The organism is Bacillus sp. FSL R5-0439, from assembly GCF_038008805.1.
Taxonomy (GTDB): domain Bacteria; phylum Bacillota; class Bacilli; order Bacillales; family Bacillaceae; genus Bacillus; species Bacillus safensis.
The window spans coordinates 3,155,215-3,175,346 of sequence record NZ_JBBOZW010000001.1; the positions used below are offsets into that span (position 1 = coordinate 3,155,215).

Sequence of the window (20,132 nt, forward strand, 5' to 3'; positions counted from 1 at the left end):
CAACTCTTCCTGATGACCTGAGTTATTATATGCCAGAAGAAGGGATTTCATGTAAAGACATTCTCCCGTGAAGGCTTGACGAATCATTTTATTAGGTGTAATTTTTATTTTGTTATGATTGAGAAGGAGTCTTCGCTATGTATATTATCTTGACGATGCTTTTATTAGGAATTTTATTAGGTTTTGTAGGAGCAGGCGGGGCGGGATTTGTCATCGCATTGCTTACATTAATTTTTGATATCCCTATCCATACAGCACTCGGGACGTCATTAGCCGCTATGGCATTTACGACACTATCAGGTGCATATAGCCACTACAGGGAAGGGAACATTCAGTTGAAATCTGGTTTGATTGTCGGGGCTCTGGCTTGTATTGCTTCTTTTGCCGGGGCTAAGGTCGCTCCTTTTATTCCAGAAGAGAGTCTGCACTATTTAACAGCAGGGATGCTTTTTTTATCCGCTGTTTTTATGATGATCAAACTATTTGTTCTTAATGAAGAGGCTGAGCAGCAGCCGCTTTCTTCACGCCAGCTGATGACAAGAGGCATTATTTTAGGCCTTGTGTCTGGAATGCTGTCAGGCATGTTTGGTATCGGGTCTGCACCGTTTATTCAAGTAGGACTTTTGATTTTACTGAAGCTGTCGATTCGGCAAGCTGTTGGCACGACGATGCTTGTCATTATTCCGATTTCCATCGGCGGTGGAATTGGATATATTTCAGAGGGCTATGTTGATTTTATCTTGCTGATCCAAATATTAATTGGAACCGTCTTAGGCGCATTTATAGGCGCGAAATTCACACGCCTTGCACCGAAGCTCTTATTGAAATCAGCTGTTCTGTTAACACCTATTATTGCCGGGTTACTGCTGTTATTTTAATTCTATCTATACAAAAAAAGCCGATAACGTCATGTTATCGGCTTTTTGATTAGCGGATATATTGCGCTGGATTGACTGCATTTGATTTCGCGCCATTCCATAATCCTTTATGAATTTCAAAATGAAGATGCTGACCATGCGATTGGCCGGTATTTCCCATATAGCCAAGGAATTGTCCTTGTTCAACTCTCTGTCCTGTTGACACACTTCTTGTAGACAGGTGGGCGTATACAGTTTGATATGTCTGTCCATTGATATTGTGCGTAATGAACACAACATTTCCGTAGCTCGATGAGTAGCTTGAGTTTGTGACGGTTCCAGATGCTGCTGCATAGACAGGAACTGTGCCTTTTGCTGCAATATCTAATCCGAAGTGGTTTCCGCCAGAACGTCCGCCAAAGCCAGATGAGAAACGCCCTGCAGCTGGTTTAATAAAGCCTGAGCTGCTTGCTGGTGTATCAGATACTTGATCTGATCCGCCGCTACGAGGTGCAGGTGCATTTTTTTCAGCTGCTTGTTTTGCTTTCGCCGCTTCTTCCTTTTGACGGTGTGCTTCCTCAGACTTCACAGCCGCTTTTTGGTTCGCAAGAATTTCTTGTTCATTCTCAAGCTTACCTAGTTCATCATGTGCATGATTTTTTTTATCTGTCACATCACCTAAAATGTGTTCTTTTTCTTTGTGCTTCTTAGATAAATCTTTTTTCAGTGCTTCTAACTCTTTCAGAGATGTTTCAAGTCCACTTAGCTGATTATTTAGCTCTGCTTCTTTTTGCTCCACCAGCTTTAAATCATTTTCATGTTCTGTAATCATGTCTTTGTCTGCTTCGACAATCGTTGTGACAGCCCCAACACGACCGACAAAATCACTAAAGCTGCGAGCACCTAGCAGCACATCTAAATAGTTGATCGTACCGCCGCTTTTTTGCATAGAACGAATTCGGTCTTTGAAAATGGCTTTTCTTTTTTCAATTCGCTCATTGATGACTTGAATGTCTTTTTTCAGCTGTTTGATCTCTTGCTTCGTTTTTTTAACTTCTTTCTCTTTTTCAGCGACTTTTTCAGTTGCAGTACTTACCTTTTGGTCAATTTGTTCAATTTCTTTCTTGAGCTTTGATTCTTTCTTTTCAAGCTTTGCCAGCTCTGACTTCTTCTTCTTCAAGTTTGATTCAGTCTTCGATGTTTTCTCTTCGATTTGTTGACGTTTTTGATCTAGGTCTTCGTATGCGAATGCACGATTCTCGTTCCCTGGAATGTATAGCCACGTTGTTCCAATAAACGCTGCCATTCCAGCCATCATCAGCTTTCTTTTCAAAACGATATTCCCCTCCCATGACAACTGTCGACATGAAGAGCCGACCGGATGAATCGGATCAACCGGTCACATCTTCTATAGAATCCTCGAATGCTGCCATCAAAATATATTTATACTTTTAAGAATTTACGGATAGACGTTAAGCTTCCCCATACCCCAATGATTGCACCGATCACTAGCAGGATCAGTGATACTTGATAGACAAATGGGTTGTATGGAAGCATTGAAATAAATGAGCCCTGTACTCTCGGTGCGACCCAGCCCACTGCATATTGATACGTGCCAAGCAATAGAGCAATAGGTATAATGGAGCCAAATACACCAAGCAATAATCCTTCAATGAAGAATGGCCAGCGGATAAACCAGTTCGTTGCACCTACCAGCTTCATAATCTCAATTTCTTTACGTCTAGCAAAGATCGTAATTTTGATCGTATTGGAGATTAAGAACATAGCTGTAAATAACAGCCCAATAATGAGCACAATGCCGACATTACGCGCTACTCCGACTACATTAAAGAGTCGGCTGACCTCTTCTTTCCCATAGGTTACTTTATATGTACCCTTTAGGTTTTCTAATTTCTTCGCTACTTTTGGTGTATCGTGAGGATCTGTTGTTTTCACAATGAACGCATCGTTTAATGGATTTTCTTGATCAACAAGTCCCATGGATTGTCCATTTTCTCCGAAGCTTTTAATCAGAGCTTTCAGTTCGTCATCCTTAGATGAGTACTTCACATTACTGATTTCAGGAATCTTTTCAATTTCTGCTTTTAATTCATCCTGCTGCTTTTGATTCGCCGTTAATTCGATTAATACTTTTACTTCTACTTCTTTTTCAGCGTTCGATGCCATGTTATTCAAGTTGAGCATAATCACAAGGAAAACCCCAACTAAAATCAATGTGACAGTAACCGCACTAATTGATGCAAAAGTCATCCACGTGTTTCTTCCTAGTGAACGGAAGCTCTCACGTAAATGCCGCGAGAGAGTTTTAATCATAAATTCCGTACTCCCCTCTTGCTTCGTCACGCACAATCATTCCATCTTCGATTGCGATGACGCGTTTCTTCATGGTGTTTACAATTTCTTTGTTGTGTGTCGCCATAACCACTGTTGTTCCGCGGTTATTAATCTCTTCGAGCGTCTTCATGATTTCCCAGGAAGTGTCTGGATCAAGGTTTCCTGTCGGCTCATCTGCAATGACGACCTCAGGGCTATTGACGATCGACCGAGCGATAGATACACGCTGCTGTTCACCGCCGGACAGCTGGTCAGGAAATTGGCGCGCTCTGTGCTTTAGCTGGACTAGATCGAGAACGTCAAGCACTTTTTTCTTAATGATATGAGGCTGTTCACCAATCACTTCAAGAGCAAATGCAACGTTCTCAAACACTGTAAGAGTTGGAAGCAGCTTGAAATCTTGGAATACTACGCCAATTTCTCTTCTTACGTAAGGAATTTCTTTTTCCTTCATTGAACCTAAATCTTTGTTATTAATTAAGATTTGCCCTTTGGTTGGCTTCTCTTCACGATACATCATTTTGATGAAAGTGGATTTACCAGCACCACTGGGACCAACAACATACACAAACTCTCCTGGATGGATAGAGACATTGATTCCATTGATCGCCTTTACGCCATTAGGATAGATCTTGTAGACTTCCTTCATTTGAATCATGTAATCACCTAATCTTTTCTTATTCGCTGACTAACAGCTTATCATGATGTTTTGACACTTCTCGTCAAAAAACGTTATGTATGGTTACGCACATACCCTTCGATACTTACTAGCAATTTATGTCCTTTTCATCCAAAAAGATGAAAAAATTGAATCGTCTCATTTTCAACAACTCCAATTATACGTCATGAATCGACGCAATGGTATTACATTTATATTTCAAAACTTATAAATAAAAGGTAAATAGAACAATCAAAACCGAAAAACATGCCTTTATACCCTTATTTTTTAAATAAAAATTTAATATAATGCGTTTTCATACTATCCAAAAGTCTTTTTCTACATATAAAAAACAAAAAAACCTTGTCGATTAGACAAAGGTTTTATTTTTTCTCTGCAAGCCATTTTGCTACTTCTTTTGCTTGCTTCTCATCTACCATTCCGCTTGGCATAGAGCCTTTACCGTTTTGCGCAATATCTGCGATTTGGCTTTCATTATATTTCTTCCCTACTTCTTTCAGGCTTGGTCCGCCTCCGCCAGATAGGTCTTTCCCATGACAGCCAATACAGTTTTGCTGATAGATCTCCTCACCACTGCTCACAGATGAAGCACTTTTGCTGCCTTCTTTTTCGCTGCTGCTTGAATTTCCTCCACAAGCCGCCAGAACAAGAAGCATTGATGCAAATAGCATCGTTAATCCGCTTTTTTTCATCTATTTCCCTCCCTTACGATCATTTGGTCAACGCTATTATATCCTTGTTTATGCCCTTTTAAAACCCTCACCAAGCACCTCTTTTGCATCCATTACAATGACAAATGCTGATGCATCGATTGCTTTCACCACTTGTTTCAACTTTGTGAATTGTGACTGCCCAACGACACACATCAAAATTGGGCGGTCATGATCGGTATATCCTCCGACTGCTGAGATCTTCGTCACACCGCGGTCAATTTGATCAAAAACCGCCTGTCTGACCTCATCTTCATGCCCTGTAATGATCATCGCCATTTTCGAATGACTGAAGCCAGCCTGTACCACATCAATCGTTTTACTCGAAATAAACACACCAATAACCGCGTACAGCCCCTCTTCGATTCCAAAGACTGTCATTGCAGCCAGAACAATCAAACCATCCATCATCGCTAAGCATGTGCCTAGCGTGAGTCCGGTGTACTTATTGATGATTTTGGCAGCGAGTGCCGTTCCACCTGTTGATCCATTCCCAAGGAACACGAGCCCTATACCGATTCCAATGACCACACCGCCAAAAATAGCTGCCAGCAGCGCTTCATGTGTGACAGGTGCAATATGTCTTGTGACAAACACCATGAAAGGTAAAAAAATCGAGCCGACGAGTGTTTTCACTCCAAATGTACCGCCTAATAAATAAAAGCCAGCAATAAACAACGGAATATTGAGCCCCCATTGCACATACGCTGCTTCAAAGCCGAATGACTGCATAATGGTACTAATTCCGCTCACACCGCCTGCTGCAATCTGATTCGGCAATAATAACGTATTAAATCCAATCGCCACAATGGCAGATCCGATTAAAATGAACAAATAATTTTTCACTTCGATCCAAAATTGTGAATGTCCCTGCTTCATGTCTTTCTTCCTCCGTTACTTCTGAATGCACACCTATTTTAAGCCCTCTTAAAACGATTGTAAATAACAGCCAAATGCAGTGCTAATGGATTAATACTTTATCACACAGACGGATCAGCGTACTTGCCGGTTGGCATAGGAGTAAATGATGGTATATTTAATATGTACATGAGAAAGAAGGGGCATGCGATGAAGAAAATACTGAAGATAACAGGTATGACATTACTTGCACTGATCATCTTAGCTTTTGGTGCTTTCTATATATGGAGCCGCTTTACATACGGACCATCAGAAGCATTAAAAAAACAGGTGAACATGGAGCAAGTGGAACATAAAAACGATGTTTATACTTTTAAAGCATCAAAAAGTGATACTGGCATCATTCTCTATCCTGGGGCAAAGGTGGAACCACTTGCGTATGCCTATATTGGGGATACGCTGATGAAAAAAGGCTACTCTGTCTTTATCCCTGACATGCCATTTTCCTTTGCGATCTTCAATTCAAACAAAGCGCAGGACATCATCAAAGATCATCAAACGATCAAACACTGGTATATTGGCGGACATTCACTTGGCGGAGCAGCTGCCGCTATGTTTGCAGAAAAAAATCAGAGCAAGCTAGATGGACTCTTTTTCCTAGCATCTTATCCAGCATCAGATGACCTGAAACAATCGTCACTAAAAGTCCTCTCTATTTCAGGTGAAAAGGATGGGCTGGCAACACAAGAGAAAATCAAGAAATCGAAAGCAAATCTGCCGTCTCAAACCGTTTATCATGAAATAAAAGGCGGGAATCATGCGCAATTTGGCATGTATGGCAAACAAAAAGGGGATCAGCCGGCGGACATTCCAGCCCTGTCGCAGCAAAATGATCTCATTCAGACAATGCTGGATTGGCTGAAGCCAGCAAAAAAGCTCCCATAACGGGAGCTTTTCATTTTTATTTTTTCGTCACTTCTAAAAATTCTTCAGCATCTGCTACAGCCAAACGAATGGCTTCTTCCCAAAATGCTTTTTGGGTAAGGTCAACGCCTAGATGCTTTTTAGCTAAATCTTCCACTGTCATTGAAGCAGTATCTTTTAATAATGCAATGTATTTCTCTTCAAACGATGTACCAGCCTGCAATGCTTTTGCATAAATTCCTAACGAGAACATGTATCCAAAGGTGTATGGGAAATTATAAAATGGAACATTCGTGATATGGAAATGCAGCTTAGACGCCCAGAAATGAGGATGGTATTCATCTAATGAGTCACCAAACGCTTCCTTCTGCGCTTCGACCATCAATTCATTCAATCGGTCAGCCGGCACTTCTCCTTGTTTACGCTCTTCATAAAATCGCTGTTCAAATAAGAAACGAGATTGAATGTTCATGAAGAATGCTACACTGCGCTGCAGCTTATCCTCTAACAAGCTGAGACGCTCCTCTTCATATGCCGCTTCTTTTAATGAAGCATCAGCTACAATCATTTCTGCGAAGGTAGACGCTGTTTCAGCTACATTCATTGCGTATTTGCGATTCAGAATGCGAACATCCTGCATCACGTCCTGATGGAATGAATGACCAAGCTCATGCGCTAGTGTCGCCACATTGGATGGACTTCCTGAGAAGGTCATAAAAATGCGTGATTCTCCGCTGTCAGGGAAATTTGTACAAAAGCCGCCTACCCGCTTGTTTGGACGGTCCTCAGCTTCTACCCAGCGTTCGTTAAAGGCTTTTTCTGTAAAAGCAGCGAGCTCTTCTCCAAATCCAGCGAAGTGTTTCACAATAAAAGCAGCTGCTTCTTGATAAGGATAGATTTTGGTCTCACTGCCGATAGGAGCCCCAACATCAAACCAGCTCAGCTTATCCACTCCAAGCATCTCAGCTTTTCGATGTAAATAATCAATGAATGGCTGCTTATGTTCATCAATCACAGACCACATTGTATCAAGGGTTTCTTGTTTCATACGGCAAATTTCAAGCGGCTCTTTTAAAATGTGATCCCAGCCTCTTGCTTCATACACTTGCAAACGAAAGCCAGCAAGGTGGTTGAGCGTACTAGCAAATAAATGTTCATCCTGTGTCCATGCATGCTCTAGGTTGTGGTAAACAGCCTTTCTGACTTCACGATCGGAATCATCCATTGCATTTTCCGCTTGGCCTACAGAGATCATCTGCGTTTCACCATGCTGTTCAAACGGAATGGTAATTTTATTCACTAAGCTGGAATAAAGCTCATCCCACGCATGGTACCCATCTACAGCCAGCTTTTGGATCAGTGTTTCTTGTTCAACAGGTAATTGATCCTTCACACGGTCTCTTCGCTCATTTAATATGTAGCGGACATCTGAAAAGGCTGCTGAATTCATCAGTTCTTCCCACTTGTTTGCAGGAATAGCAGCAAGCGCTTGATCAAACAGTGCAAGGATGGTTCCTAAATCCGCTTCTAGCTTGGCAATCGTACCTCGAAGGCTGCCTGCTTTCATATCCTTCGTATTTTGAGCTTGGAGGCAGGATACAAATGAACCTGCTTGAGACAATTTTTTATATGTAGTTTCATACGTGTCAAGGACAGACGTTAATTTGCTTTCAATGTGTGTATCTTCTTTTGAAAAGGCATCCACCTTTTGTCGTAATTCATCTAATAGCTGCTGAATGGTTTGCAGGTATGTCTTAAATTCTGGTGAAGAACTGCCTCCTTTAAAAAAGGCATCTAAATCCCACGTTTCTTGCAATGGTGTTAATCCCAAAATATTTCCCCCTTTATTTGCTAATTTCATCATACAAAGGATATAGAATCAGTATGTCGTAAGTATTCCTTTATATTCATTATATTTTCTCACAATTAAAAAAACCCGGCAAGAAGCCGAGTTTTTATGATAATTTCGAACGTAGGTATGCATCGATAAATGAATCTAAATCTCCATCCATCACCGCTTGAACATTTCCCATCTCCGTATTGGTTCGATGGTCTTTCACAAGAGAATAAGGGTGGAATACATAAGAGCGAATCTGGCTGCCCCAGCCAATTTCTTTCTGCTCTCCTCTGATTTCATCCAATTCTGCCTGCTGTTCTTCGATCCGTTTTTGATAAAGTTTCGATTTCAACATTTTCATCGCACGTTCTCTGTTTTTGATTTGTGATCTTTCTGTTTGGCACGTCACGACGACATTGGTTGGAATGTGTGTAATACGAACAGCAGAGTCCGTCGTATTAACGTGCTGTCCGCCTGCACCGCTTGCACGATACGTATCTACCTTGATATCCTCTGTGCGAATATCAATATCAATTTCTTCATTGAATTCCGGCATAACATCACATGAAACGAAGGATGTATGTCTACGGCCAGATGAATCAAAAGGAGAAATACGGACCAAACGATGGACACCTTTTTCTGCTTTTAAATAACCGTACGCATTATGCCCTTTGATCAGCAATGTCACCGACTTAATTCCTGCCTCATCACCTGGAAGGTAATCAAGCGTTTCGACCTTAAAGCCTCTGCGCTCTGCCCAGCGAGTGTACATTCTCAGAAGCATAGAACCCCAGTCCTGTGATTCGGTACCGCCTGCACCTGGGTGAAGCTCCAGAATGGCATTGTTTTTATCATAAGGTTCGCTTAAGAGAAGCTGCAGCTCAAATTCGTTAAATTGCTTCGTTAAGTTCTTCAGCTCTTTTTCAAGCTCTGCATGAAGCTCTTCGTCATAATCTTCCTTTAATAAGTCATGCGTCATTTGCAGCTCTTCATGCGATTCACTGAGCTCATGATAGGAATTCACAGAATCCTTCAGTGCATTGGCTTCATTGATAACGCCTTGAGCCTTTTGCTGATCATTCCAAAAATCAGCCTCTGACATCGTCGCTTCAAGCTCTGCGATTTTGGCTTCTTTTGTTTCTAAGTCAAAGAGACCCCCTAAAATCAGCTAGTCTGCTAGCCATATTTTCAAGCTCTTGTCTAATTTCTACTAATTCCATATCCTTCACCTCATAGATGTATGGGGGCTGACATGAATAGAAAGAGGTTTTCACCTCTTTCCATTACTTATTCTGTCTTCCCATGACAATTTTTATATTTCTTGCCGCTTCCGCAGTGACATGGAGAGTTTCGTCCAATGTCTACGACTTTACGTACCGGCTTTTTCTTCACTGTCTTCTCCTCATCGCCCTCTTGTGGCTGATGAGCCGTTGTTTGACCTTGAACCACTTCTTCACGTTCTAGGTTGTTTTGGATTTCTGATTTCAAGACATACTTGGCCACATCATCTTCAATTGAAGCAACCATATGCTCAAACATCGCAAATCCTTCCATTTGGTATTCACGTAGCGGATTCGTTTGTGCATACGCACGTAAATGAATACCCTGACGCAGCTGATCCATTGCATCGATATGGTCCATCCACTTCGAATCCACCGCACGAAGAACGATGACTTTTTCAAATTCACGCATTTGTTCTTCGCCAAATGTTTCTTCTTTTGCATCGTATTTTTCTTTAATACGATCCATGATGAAAGTTGTGATTTCATCTGCTTCTTTACCGAAGATATCTTTGACCGTGATGGCACCTTCGTCTAAATAGTTCGTGTTGATTAATTCAACAAGACCATCTAGTTTCCATTCTTCAGGCAGCTCTTCTTTTGGCGTATAAGATCCCACAGCACGCTCAATTGAAGATTGGATCATATTGATGACAATTGATTTTAAGTTGTCGGAATCGATGACTTCAAAACGCTGTTTGTAGATCACTTCACGCTGTTGACGAAGCACATCGTCATATTGCAGAAGCTGCTTACGGGAATCAAAGTTGTTCCCCTCTACACGTTTTTGAGATGATTCAACGGCTTTAGACACCATTTTACTTTGGATTGGTGTAGAGTCATCCATGCCAAAGCGGTCAAGCATCGCCATCGTTCGCTCTGCACCAAATCGGCGCATCAATTCATCTTCCATGGATAGATAGAATTGGGTAATCCCTGGGTCTCCTTGACGTCCAGAACGTCCGCGAAGCTGGTTATCAATACGACGGGATTCATGACGCTCTGTCCCGATAACAGCCAGACCTCCAAGTTCTTTTACACCTTCTCCAAGCTTGATGTCAGTACCACGTCCTGCCATGTTTGTCGCAATGGTCACAGCACCTTTTTGACCAGCCTCTTCAATAATTTGTGCTTCACGCTCATGGTTTTTCGCGTTTAACACTTGATGAGGAATGCCTTTATTTTTAAGCAGCTTAGAAATAAGCTCAGATGTCTCAACTGCTACTGTTCCGACAAGAACTGGCTGTCCTGTCATATAGCGCTGCGCAACATCTTCAGCCACTGCTTTAAATTTACCATCCATTGTGCGGTAAATTAAATCAGGTCTGTCATCACGAACTACTGGTTGATTGGTCGGGATTGACACAACCTGCATGTTGTAAATGTTACGGAATTCTTCTTCTTCCGTTTTTGCTGTACCAGTCATACCAGATAACTTTTCATACATACGGAAGTAGTTCTGGAACGTAATTGTTGCTAGTGTCATGCTTTCGTTCTGCACTTCAAGACCTTCTTTTGCTTCGATGGCTTGATGCAGACCTTCACTATAACGGCGTCCTTTCATTAAACGTCCTGTGAAGGAGTCTACGATGACTACTTGGCCTTCTTCTACCACATAATCCACGTCTTTTTGCATCGCAACATGTGCTTTCAGTGCCTGAGCGATGTGATGGTTCAGCGCGACATGTTTAACATCAAACAGGTTCTCGATGCCAAATGCTTTTTCCGCCTTCGTCATTCCGCTTTCAGTCAGCTGCACACTTTTTGTTTTAATATCATACGTGAAATCATCTTCGATTTTTAATGTGCGGACAAATGCATTGGCTTGTACGTAAAGCTTTGTTGATTTCGCAGCTTGTCCAGAAATAATAAGAGGTGTTCTCGCTTCATCAATTAAAATGGAGTCAACCTCATCGATCACAGCATAATGAAGTGGTCTCTGAACCATCTGCTCTTTATAAAGCACCATGTTATCTCGTAAATAGTCAAAGCCGAGTTCATTGTTTGTTGAATACGTGATATCAGCGGCGTACGCTTCTCTTTTTTCATCTTTGTCTAAGCTGTTTAAGTTTAAGCCGACCGTTAAACCAAGGAATTCAAAAATTTTGCCCATTTCCTGCGCATCACGGCTTGCCAAATATTCGTTGACTGTCACGATGTGGACGCCTTTTCCAGAAAGAGCATTTAAGTAAACAGGCATTGTGGATGTCAATGTTTTCCCTTCACCTGTTTTCATTTCAGCGATGTTGCCTTCGTGAAGTGCGATCCCCCCCATAAGCTGCACCTTAAATGGGAACATTCCTGTTACGCGGCGGGAAGCCTCGCGAACCGTAGCAAATGCTTCAACCAACAGGTCATCCACGGATTGTCCTTTTTCAAGTTTTTCTTTAAATTCAATCGTTTTATTTCGTAAAGCCTCGTCAGATAATTTTTCAAAATCTTGAGCGAGAGCTTCGATTTCATTTGCCTTTTTTTCATATCGGCTGATCGTACGTTTCGTAGGATCAAACACTTTGTTTAAGATTCCAAGCATATAATAACGCTCCTCTATTTCATGCAATTTTTCGGCATGTCCAAAAGTTTGACAGGTCCATATTTACCTGCATTTATCATACCATACCTTCTTTCATTTCCAAAGAATTTGCCATAATTTCGCACAAAAAACCCGCCCCTTATGAAAGGAACGGGCTTACTTTATTTAGGTTGTTTTTGAATCAGCATCAACTGATATTTAAGCGTTTGGCTCAATGAGTCCATATTTACCGTCATTTCGGCGATAAACCACATTGGTCAAATTTGTCTCAGCATTTGTGAAAACGAAGAAACTATGACCTAACATGTTCATTTGGAGAATGGCCTCTTCGCTATCCATCGGCTTTAAGTTGAAACGTTTTTGTCTGACGATTTCTGTTTCATCAATCTCTTCGTCATCTTGAACTGCTACTTCAGCCGTACCATTTCCTCCAGCAAATAAGTGCTTTTTGGCACCTTGCTCGCGGAATTTACGGTTTACTTTTGTTTTGTGCTTTCTAATTTGACGTTCTAATTTACTGGCTGCTAGGTCTACTGCATTGTACATATCCTCATTATGCACCTCAGCTCGAAGTGCTAGATCAGTCATTGGAATGGTAACCTCAACTTTAGATTCTTGATCGTTGTAAAACTTCAAGTTCACGTTGACTGAAGCATCAACATCTGTCTCAAAATAACGCTCCAGCTTTCCAATTTTTTTCTCGACATGATCTCTTAGTGCAGGTGTTACGTCGATGTTTTCTCCTCTGACATTGTAATTCATGTAAAGAACGCCTCCTTTAAAATTAAGGATATGTAAACCTATTTCTACTTTTCCCTCCTTTTCTCCTGCTCAAACGTAAAAAAAATGTGAATATTTATTGAAATTTGTCGAATTTTGCGGTGCTTCAACTGTTTCTTGATAGGTGATGAATATATATTCGGCTGATTCTTGAAAAAGACCAGCGCACATTAAATGGTAAAAGATGAAATCGATGTTTTCAGCGATTGAGACAAGGATTTTAAATCCTCCGCAGCGGCTTTCATCTCTTCATTGGCCGCTAATGATTCTTCAACAGCAGCAGACATATACTCCGTCTCTTCTGAGTTCCGTTTCGCACCTTCTTCAATGACACCAACCGTTTGAGAAATTTCCTCTGTACTAGCAGAAATTTGTTCTGCAGTGGCTGACAGTTCTTCGGCTTTCATTGAAATATCACGAATAGATTCCAGGATTTCATGGAAGCTCTGTTCAGATAATTGTGATACTTTTACACCCTCTGCTACATCCCGCTCAACCTTCGTCATCGATTGCGATGACCTTTCTGTATCTTTGTTCACGTTCTCGAGTAATTGACTAATTTGATCTGTCAGTTGACTAGATTCTTCTGCCAGCTTCCTCACTTCATCTGCTACAACTGCAAAACCTCTTCCATGTTCTCCCGCTCTTGCTGCTTCTATGGCTGCGTTTAAAGCAAGTAAATTCGTCTGGTCAGCAATGGCATGGATATGACCTAACAGACCTTGAATGCCTGTAAACTGCGCTTGTACATTGGCCATTGTGGAATGGTGTTCATTCACAGACTCTTTAATAGAACTCATTTGTTTCACAAATTGTTGAATAAGAGCGGCACCCTCTTCAGCCTTTTCTGTCACTGAAATTGAGTGACCCGAAACATCGGACGTGTGTACAGCTGCATTTTGCATGCCAGTCGATACTTCTTGAATGGCAGAGGCGACTTTTCCGACCGCATCTGATTGTTCACGTGAAGCTTCGCTGACCTGTTCGATCGAGCTAGATGTCTGCTCACTAGACGATATCGTTTGACTGATGGTTTCCTCAAATTGAGCAGCAGAATCAGCAAGCTGTCTTGATCCGCTTTGCACCTGCAAAATAAGCTGACGCAAATGAGCCGTCATTTGATTAAAGGCTGTACCGAGCTGGCCAATCTCATTTTTAGAGGTCACTTCAATCTCTTCAAGGGTCAGGTCACCATCTGCCATCCTTCTTGCGGCATTTGTGACAGAAACAATTGGTTTTGTCATGCGATGAACGAATCTGACACCGATCACCAGAAAGCCAACAATAATCGCTGCACTGACCAAAATGAGTGTAAGCAATAATTGATTACTATCTTGATTGAGCTGATTGATTTTTTGATCACGTTGTTTTAGCTGGTTTTGAGCAAATTCTTTTGTAAAGGTATGTATTTCTTGTTCGATAGGTTGTAATTCTTGAGTGAGGCGGGTGTTGAATTCTTTTTGATTTTGCATATTTAATGAATTAAATAATCGATTCGTTGAGGTGTAGTAGAGATAATTTTTTTCTGAGATTTGATCTAATAGATTTTTTGCTTGTTTGACCGTACTTAATTTTGAAGCTTCTGTTGTTTTCTTATTAATATCTTCATATGTTTGCTCAATTTTCTGCAAATTTTCAGCATCTTGGACGACGACATATGTTTTGATCTGTGCTTCCTGCTTTTGCAGAAGCGCCTCTAATTCCAGCGAGGTCTGATAAAGCTTCACTTCCTTGCTTAATAACGCTTTATAGGATTGATCTGTTTTGTAATAGAGAAAGCTTGAGAATCCTAACATACTGACAAACAATACACATATGACAATAAGCCCAAATAAAAATTGATTTTTTAGTCTCATAATTTCCTCCGAATGGTCTGAATTGGACAAAAATTAATGAATGACATACGGCCTCATACAGGCATGTATTTCATCCATCCACTTTCTATATTCAGGTATAAAATATGATTTCAGGAATGATTGGAAGTGATTTGAAGGGAATGTATAGAAAGCTAGTATATCAAAACTTAAAAATATTTGATCAAACGAACGAATCGTTTTGGCAAAGTGTTCATTTTCAATAATTGAAAGCAGAAGGGGGTGTGTTGTGTCTAAATGAAAGAAGGCATGGATCAGATCATTAAAGATCCGATCCCCTTCTGTTTTGTCAAAATCCTTCTCAATTTCATCTAAATATTTTAGACTCTCTTCTATCGTGTATAGAAGTTCATAATATGTGGTTAATAAAATATAGTCATTTGAACGATACGCCACAGGTCTCACCTATTTATTTCCGTTTATCGTAATATACGCCGTCACTTGTTATGGGCTGGTATGGATTTTGATAATTCAGCTGTTTTGTTTTCTTTTTTTGAATGGCTTGAATATCTGCTTTTATCCCATTTTGGATAACCGTTAATTGCTTCGCCATCTGTTGATCTGTTTGTATGATTTCTCGGATTTTCTCTTTTTCTTGATCCGTCAATTCATGCTTTATATCTCTCATTAATTCGTCTCTCTCAATTAAAAAGGCATCAAAGTCTTCAACCAGTGTCTCACTTTGTGGATTTTCCGCTATTTCTGCTGCCATTTTTAATGTTTGATCACGCAGCTGGTCCACAATACTCATAGAGAGCCCCCGATAGAGTGGTGACGGCCTTTTCGATCGGTTTGAATGACTTCCTTCCACGCATCACGGAAATCAGTTACGTACTCTTCTACTTCATTCAATATCTCTTCGTCATTTTGAAGATTAGCTTCTATCAGTCTGCGATAAATGTAATCATACATACTTGCCATACTCTTTGATACGTCATAGGAACGATTTAAGGTGACATTTAATTCTTGAATGATGTTTTGAGCCTTTTTCAGGTTCAAGTTTCTCGTTTCTGCATCCTCTTTTTGAATGGCATGCTTCGCTATTCTGATGAACTTTAAGCAGCCTTCATAAAGCATAAGCGTCAACTCGGCAGGTGTTGCGGTCTCAATAGAATTTTTCTGATAGGCGGCATAAGGGTTCTGTATTGCCATATGTTATAAACCTCCAATTATTGTCCAAGCAGTTGAGAAAGGTAGCCAGATTGGTTGTTTAGCTTTTGAATTGCACTATCCATGGCGTTAAACTTTTTGTAGTAACGGGCTTCAACCATTTTTAAACGATCTTGGAATGTACTCATTCGTTTTGTCAAAGAATCAAGGTCCTTACCAAGTCCGTATTCCTTTAATTCCATTGTTGTGCTTCCCGCCTTTGTTTGAATGCTCTTCGTGAAGGCAGTTAAGGAATTTTTGACACGATAAATGATTCCTTGTTCTTGATATTGCTGCTGTGCTTTGTCTTTATCTTTTGAATCCACATTTAAACTACCCGAGATAAACATTTGTCTGACTTTCTCCGGGTCTTCTTCAATGGCTTTTCTTAATTTCTCTACTCCATTTATATCTTTACTAAATTCCAGCTTTCCGCCATCTTTATACTTGGATGATGTCTCAATACCGATTTGTGTGAGTTGGATTTTATTCGCATCACTTGTCGTAATATTAGCATACAAATCACTTCTTATTTTAGAGGCACCAGATCGTAAAATGGAATCACTTCTCAGCAAGCCAGACTTCGCAGTCGTTTCCCATAGCTCTATTTCTTTTTCAGACATCCCTTTTTTCTCTTCAGCCGTTAATGGTTGATAGTCTCTGTTTTTCTTTTCATTGACTTTACCATTAATCTGCTCAACGAGCTCATTGTATTTATCAACAAATTGTTTAATTTTGTCATAGATTGCATCCACATCTGTTGAAACGTTTAAGCTGACAGGCTGATCCGTTGTTCCTTTAAGTTCGTACGTAATATCAGCCTGTGTGAATGTATTGTTGTTATTTTCCATTTTCAGACCATTAATCTCGTATTGCGCTTTCTGTCCTTGAGTGGTCGCAACTAATTTGTTATCTCCATCTACTTGGAAGCCTAATTGCGTTAAAAATGAAGCTGAATTGCCATCAGCTGCTTTAATACTGACACCCTCACCAGTTGTCCGAGAAGTAAGAGCAATTGTATCCACGTAGTTAGTGCCATCAGAGATTTGGCCTTTGTAAGCCGTCACACCTAATTGCGCGCTGTTCAGCTTTTTCACGATGTCATCGATTGTATCGGAATCAGAGGTATTGATCGTCACCATTTTCGGTTTTGTTGAATCTGGCGTCGTCACTTCAAACGTAAACGTGCCATTTGCTGGTGTAAATCCAGATGTACCAGAGGATTTGAAGACAGAAGCTGTCGCTAGTTGAGTGACATGAATAGAGCCAGAGGTCGCATTTGTTGACCCAGTTGCTGTGACAGCAGATTCATTAGAGCTTGTTACCTTTTTTGCGCCATATGTACTTGGACGCGTTAAGTTTAAACTGTTGATCAAATCATCTAATTCTTTGATTTTCGAGTTAACCTCGCGATAGCTGTCTCTTTGCCATTCAAGTGTTTGTTTCTGGCGTGTCATTTTATCAAGTGGTGCCTGCTCCGTTTTCATCAGCTTTGATACGATTTCATCAATATCGAACACATTTGAAAATCCAGTAATACGATTGACCATTGTTTATGTTCTCCCTTCATTTACATTCTTTTATCTACAAATAAACCGACAATTTCTGTCATTGCCGCATAGAAATCAAGCCATTCCTTGGAAGGAATTTCTCTAATAACTTCTTCTGTTTGGTTATCTACGACTTTGACATAATATTCATTGAGTTTTTCATGTAATTCAAATTGAAGATGAAATTGAGTAGGCTCAATCAGCTTGTTTGCGCCTTGAAGCGTTTTTTCAATTTCTTCTTTTGAAACAGCCCTGCCATTTGCTTGTGAGTCAGAGTTTACATTGTCATTCTGGTTATTAGAAACACGGGTTTGAAATGCATCGATAATTGGCTCTAGCGATGTCAACTTACCAACAGACATAGTTATTCAGCTCCTGTGCTTTAATCTATCTTTTATATCGGCTTTGAATTTGCAAATTAAATATAGATGGACCGATTTGTTAAAGTTTCCTATAGATCATGAACATCTGTATCGGAACACGTTCACACGGAGAAGGACAGCTGAATGCAATAAAAAAATCCTCACTTTTTTTGTGAGGATAATTGAGAGAGGAGATCTAAGGATAAGCTTGCAGCACGATTGTTCTCTTCTTGAATAGACAGGTACACTTCTTTCCTGTGAATATCGATGTGCTTAGGAGCCTCAATCCCGACTTTCACTTGATCGCCCTCGATTGAAATAATCTTGACTTCAATATCATCGCCTATTTGAATTGACTGGTTTAATTTACGAGACAGCACTAACATGAGGATGCCACCTCTAACAAATGTTTTGTATGATAGGCTGAATCATGCAAAATCACCTGCTTGGCTTTCATGTTTTTCCGGTTCACAATAATAGGCGCTCTTAAATTAGCTGTTGTTTTTTCAATAGATGATTCCATTGTTAAAATAACCATTACTTCCACATCATTGGCATCTTCTACTTCCAGAATGTCTACAACCGTTTCGTCTAAATCAAATTCGTATTGATTGAAGAATAAAAACGGACTGCTGACGATAAAGCCTAATGCTGCGTTTTTCAATGATTGAAGAACTAAAAACGGAGATTCTTCTGATAAAGGCAAAATGACAAACTGTTTTTGATCCAGAAATCCTGGTATCCCGTTAGAGAAGTTGATGATTTGCTCCTCTTTGATTGTCACTTCACCATGGTATTTTGTTTGAATGATCATAATTCACGACCTTTTCGTTTTTCTTAACTATACCTTATCACCATTTTGGCCCGTTTCGTCAACTTCTATTTTTAATTCTGGGTATTGTAACATATCAATATTGACCTTACCTGGCTGGTAGTTAACGATTGGTTTATGAGGTGTTGCCTCTATGATAGCTTTTTGCGGCTCCACATCAATTTGAAGCTCAGAAGGCTGATAGTGAATTTTCACACTAAAGAATGAAGGTATCACACCAATGGTGAATTGTTTTGCTGGAGGACTGCCGTTGATCTTGGCAAATTCAGCAATCGCATTTCCACCATTCTCGATCTTGATAAGTTCACTTCCTTCTTCCGCTCTTCGGCCCATTCCTTCTCCAACAGCCCGCTTCCCCTCAGCTGCCCATTCCTCAGAACGTCTAAAAATCGACTTGATGTCCATATCGGCAAATGCCTCGGTTTGATCAATGGTTAATTTCGACGGTGTCCTTTTGATATCCATGACAGCGCGCGGCTGCTGAATCTCAAGGTCCGCTCGTGGCTGCTCTACTTCTTGCCTAGAAGGAGTTGTCGACATTTGAAGCTTTGCATAGGTTTGCTGCATTAACAATCTAGGGATTTGCATATATTCACCTCCATGATGCAAAAAAGCACCCTACGGATGCTTTTTATTATCTTAAGAAATCAACAAGGGATGGCTGAATGACTTTAGCTGTTGTCGCTAAAGCAGCTCTATTCACCGTCTCTTGTTGAAGAAGATCAAGAATTGCCTTTTCACTTTCAACATCTTCATTATCTGATTTAGCATTTTTCAATACTTGGTATTGTGAAGTCAAACGACTTCCTACTAAGTCAACACGATTCGAACGCGCTCCTAGGTCAGATCGCTCAGCACTCATCACTTCTTTAAACTGATCGATACTTCCTAATGCATCATCAGAATTCGCGAATGTTCCATTTTTCAATGAATTTTCTAAATCAGTCAGCATTTCAATGACATTTTGACCGTTGGCCTGTCCACCAAACGCTGAGATTGGATTTGAGTTTACATTTAAAGTAATCCCATCAGAAATATTCGCTTGAACAGCATTCGCATCTGTATAATTTTCGAAGTTAAATGTATACGTTCCGTCTGCATTCTCAACAACTGGTTTAACATTTGTATTTGTCCCATTAAATACGAACTTACCTAGCATTTGAGTGTTCATTGCATCGATGATTTGATTCTTCATCTGACCAATTTCCACTCCGATAGCTGCTAAATCTTCTGGCTGCTTTGTTCCGTTTGCCGCATCAAGCACTTTATCTCGTATATTTGACATAATATCAATAATTTCAGTGACACTTGTTTCAGATGTATCAATCCAGTTTTGTGCTTCATTTAAGTTATTTTTATACTGTTCATTTCGAAACAAGGCAGTACTATATTGAAGGCTTTTTACTGCTGCAACAGGATCATCAGACGTATTCGTGAAACGTCTTCCTGTTTGTGCCTGCTCATTAATTTTAGAAAGTTTTTCGTAACTTTTACTAATATTTCGAAGTGAGTTTTGAGAAATCATACCTTGTGTGACTCGCATCCGTTATCC

Annotated in this window: 21 protein-coding genes; 2 read left to right on the top strand and 19 right to left on the bottom strand. The window is 40.3% G+C overall.

What is annotated here, in order from left to right; all coding sequences use genetic code 11:
• Window positions 1-137: 137 nt before the first annotated feature.
• Window positions 138-878: a sulfite exporter TauE/SafE family protein gene (locus NST59_RS16320; protein ID WP_024423598.1), complete on the top strand. Its 741-nt coding sequence runs from the start codon at window positions 138-140 to the stop codon at window positions 876-878.
• Between the two features lie 49 nt (window positions 879-927).
• Here the strand turns inward: NST59_RS16320 and NST59_RS16325 are convergent, their stop codons facing one another.
• The 5 genes from NST59_RS16325 to NST59_RS16345 form a co-directional block, all read right to left on the bottom strand.
• A complete protein-coding gene (locus NST59_RS16325) occupies window positions 928-2,190 on the bottom strand; it encodes a murein hydrolase activator EnvC family protein (RefSeq protein WP_039181752.1) in 1,263 nt (420 codons plus the stop codon).
• 110 nt (window positions 2,191-2,300) lie between these two features.
• Entirely contained in the window at window positions 2,301-3,191 is an 891-nt protein-coding gene (gene ftsX / locus NST59_RS16330; protein ID WP_039181755.1) for a permease-like cell division protein FtsX, read from the bottom strand.
• On the bottom strand, window positions 3,184-3,870 hold the full coding sequence (gene ftsE / locus NST59_RS16335; RefSeq protein ID WP_024423601.1) for a cell division ATP-binding protein FtsE: 687 nt from the start codon (window positions 3,868-3,870) through the stop codon (window positions 3,184-3,186). Before ftsE ends, ftsX begins: the two co-directional genes overlap by 8 nt.
• Window positions 3,871-4,253: 383 nt before the next feature.
• Window positions 4,254-4,583 carry a cytochrome c551 gene (cccB, locus tag NST59_RS16340; protein ID WP_039181758.1) on the bottom strand — a complete coding sequence of 110 codons (330 nt, stop codon included), beginning with the start codon at window positions 4,581-4,583 and terminating at the stop codon, window positions 4,254-4,256.
• A 48-nt stretch (window positions 4,584-4,631) separates the two neighbouring features.
• Complete coding sequence (locus tag NST59_RS16345) at window positions 4,632-5,480, bottom strand: YitT family protein (protein ID WP_024426245.1); 849 nt, start codon at window positions 5,478-5,480, stop codon at window positions 4,632-4,634.
• Window positions 5,481-5,669: 189 nt separating this feature from the next.
• On the opposite strand from NST59_RS16345, the gene NST59_RS16350 reads away from it, so the two are divergent.
• Complete coding sequence (locus tag NST59_RS16350; RefSeq protein WP_039181762.1) at window positions 5,670-6,404, top strand: alpha/beta fold hydrolase; 735 nt, start codon at window positions 5,670-5,672, stop codon at window positions 6,402-6,404.
• 16 nt (window positions 6,405-6,420) lie between these two features.
• Here the strand turns inward: NST59_RS16350 and NST59_RS16355 are convergent, their stop codons facing one another.
• The 14 genes from NST59_RS16355 to flgL all read right to left on the bottom strand — a co-directional run bounded on the left by NST59_RS16355 (window position 6,421) and on the right by flgL (window position 20,123).
• A complete protein-coding gene (locus tag NST59_RS16355; protein ID WP_039181766.1) occupies window positions 6,421-8,214 on the bottom strand; it encodes a M3 family oligoendopeptidase in 1,794 nt (597 codons plus the stop codon).
• 124 nt (window positions 8,215-8,338) lie between these two features.
• Window positions 8,339-9,440 (bottom strand): peptide chain release factor 2 gene (prfB, locus tag NST59_RS16360; RefSeq protein ID WP_098677688.1). Its coding sequence is split into 2 segments (ribosomal slippage): window positions 8,339-9,367 and window positions 9,369-9,440, totalling 1,101 coding nucleotides; the frame shifts between segments, so codons are not numbered across the junction.
• A gap of 67 nt (window positions 9,441-9,507) precedes the next feature.
• Window positions 9,508-12,033, bottom strand: coding sequence for a preprotein translocase subunit SecA (gene secA, locus NST59_RS16365; protein WP_034281086.1), 2,526 nt, complete (start codon window positions 12,031-12,033; stop codon window positions 9,508-9,510).
• 198 nt (window positions 12,034-12,231) lie between these two features.
• Window positions 12,232-12,795, bottom strand: coding sequence for a ribosome hibernation-promoting factor, HPF/YfiA family (hpf, locus tag NST59_RS16370; RefSeq protein ID WP_024423608.1), 564 nt, complete (start codon window positions 12,793-12,795; stop codon window positions 12,232-12,234).
• A 188-nt stretch (window positions 12,796-12,983) separates the two neighbouring features.
• Window positions 12,984-14,669 carry a methyl-accepting chemotaxis protein gene (locus NST59_RS16375; RefSeq protein WP_341040824.1) on the bottom strand — a complete coding sequence of 562 codons (1,686 nt, stop codon included), beginning with the start codon at window positions 14,667-14,669 and terminating at the stop codon, window positions 12,984-12,986.
• A gap of 33 nt (window positions 14,670-14,702) precedes the next feature.
• Window positions 14,703-15,083, bottom strand: a complete 381-nt coding sequence (locus NST59_RS16380; RefSeq protein WP_039181775.1) for a hypothetical protein — start codon at window positions 15,081-15,083, stop codon at window positions 14,703-14,705.
• 13 nt (window positions 15,084-15,096) lie between these two features.
• Window positions 15,097-15,438 (bottom strand): flagellar protein FliT, encoded by a 342-nt coding sequence (locus tag NST59_RS16385; protein WP_126682362.1) that lies wholly within the window; start codon window positions 15,436-15,438, stop codon window positions 15,097-15,099.
• Complete coding sequence (gene fliS, locus NST59_RS16390) at window positions 15,435-15,839, bottom strand: flagellar export chaperone FliS (protein ID WP_024423612.1); 405 nt, start codon at window positions 15,837-15,839, stop codon at window positions 15,435-15,437. The genes NST59_RS16385 and fliS overlap by 4 nt, the downstream gene beginning before the upstream one ends.
• 17 nt (window positions 15,840-15,856) lie before the next feature.
• On the bottom strand, window positions 15,857-17,386 hold the full coding sequence (locus tag NST59_RS16395; RefSeq protein ID WP_126682363.1) for a flagellar hook-associated protein 2: 1,530 nt from the start codon (window positions 17,384-17,386) through the stop codon (window positions 15,857-15,859).
• A 20-nt stretch (window positions 17,387-17,406) separates the two neighbouring features.
• On the bottom strand, window positions 17,407-17,748 hold the full coding sequence (gene flaG / locus NST59_RS16400) for a flagellar protein FlaG (RefSeq protein WP_039181788.1): 342 nt from the start codon (window positions 17,746-17,748) through the stop codon (window positions 17,407-17,409).
• Window positions 17,749-17,909: 161 nt separating this feature from the next.
• On the bottom strand, window positions 17,910-18,134 hold the full coding sequence (csrA, locus tag NST59_RS16405; protein WP_008360181.1) for a carbon storage regulator CsrA: 225 nt from the start codon (window positions 18,132-18,134) through the stop codon (window positions 17,910-17,912).
• Window positions 18,128-18,562: a flagellar assembly protein FliW gene (fliW, locus tag NST59_RS16410; RefSeq protein WP_041088051.1), complete on the bottom strand. Its 435-nt coding sequence runs from the start codon at window positions 18,560-18,562 to the stop codon at window positions 18,128-18,130. The genes csrA and fliW overlap by 7 nt, the downstream gene beginning before the upstream one ends.
• Window positions 18,563-18,589: 27 nt before the next feature.
• Entirely contained in the window at window positions 18,590-19,168 is a 579-nt protein-coding gene (locus NST59_RS16415) for a DUF6470 family protein (RefSeq protein WP_095409672.1), read from the bottom strand.
• A gap of 46 nt (window positions 19,169-19,214) precedes the next feature.
• Complete coding sequence (gene flgL, locus NST59_RS16420; RefSeq protein WP_041088047.1) at window positions 19,215-20,123, bottom strand: flagellar hook-associated protein FlgL; 909 nt, start codon at window positions 20,121-20,123, stop codon at window positions 19,215-19,217.
• Between the last annotated feature and the right edge of the window lie 9 nt (window positions 20,124-20,132).

Bases quoted from the DNA above. Each gene is read 5' to 3' on its own strand.
- NST59_RS16320 (WP_024423598.1), top strand. From the start codon at position 138: ATGTATATTATCTTGACGATGCTTTTATTAGGAATTTTATTAGGTTTT.
- ftsX (WP_039181755.1), bottom strand. From the start codon at position 3,191: ATGATTAAAACTCTCTCGCGGCATTTACGTGAGAGCTTCCGTTCACTA.
- ftsE (WP_024423601.1), bottom strand. From the start codon at position 3,870: ATGATTCAAATGAAGGAAGTCTACAAGATCTATCCTAATGGCGTAAAG.
- cccB (WP_039181758.1), bottom strand. From the start codon at position 4,583: ATGAAAAAAAGCGGATTAACGATGCTATTTGCATCAATGCTTCTTGTT.
- NST59_RS16345 (WP_024426245.1), bottom strand. From the start codon at position 5,480: ATGAAGCAGGGACATTCACAATTTTGGATCGAAGTGAAAAATTATTTG.
- NST59_RS16350 (WP_039181762.1), top strand. From the start codon at position 5,670: ATGAAGAAAATACTGAAGATAACAGGTATGACATTACTTGCACTGATC.
- secA (WP_034281086.1), bottom strand. From the start codon at position 12,033: ATGCTTGGAATCTTAAACAAAGTGTTTGATCCTACGAAACGTACGATC.
- hpf (WP_024423608.1), bottom strand. From the start codon at position 12,795: ATGAATTACAATGTCAGAGGAGAAAACATCGACGTAACACCTGCACTA.
- NST59_RS16375 (WP_341040824.1), bottom strand. From the start codon at position 14,669: ATGAGACTAAAAAATCAATTTTTATTTGGGCTTATTGTCATATGTGTA.
- NST59_RS16385 (WP_126682362.1), bottom strand. From the start codon at position 15,438: ATGAGTATTGTGGACCAGCTGCGTGATCAAACATTAAAAATGGCAGCA.
- fliS (WP_024423612.1), bottom strand. From the start codon at position 15,839: ATGGCAATACAGAACCCTTATGCCGCCTATCAGAAAAATTCTATTGAG.
- NST59_RS16395 (WP_126682363.1), bottom strand. From the start codon at position 17,386: ATGGTCAATCGTATTACTGGATTTTCAAATGTGTTCGATATTGATGAA.
- flaG (WP_039181788.1), bottom strand. From the start codon at position 17,748: ATGTCTGTTGGTAAGTTGACATCGCTAGAGCCAATTATCGATGCATTT.
- csrA (WP_008360181.1), bottom strand. From the start codon at position 18,134: ATGTTAGTGCTGTCTCGTAAATTAAACCAGTCAATTCAAATAGGCGAT.
- fliW (WP_041088051.1), bottom strand. From the start codon at position 18,562: ATGATCATTCAAACAAAATACCATGGTGAAGTGACAATCAAAGAGGAG.
- NST59_RS16415 (WP_095409672.1), bottom strand. From the start codon at position 19,168: ATGCAAATCCCTAGATTGTTAATGCAGCAAACCTATGCAAAGCTTCAA.
- flgL (WP_041088047.1), bottom strand. From the start codon at position 20,123: ATGCGAGTCACACAAGGTATGATTTCTCAAAACTCACTTCGAAATATT.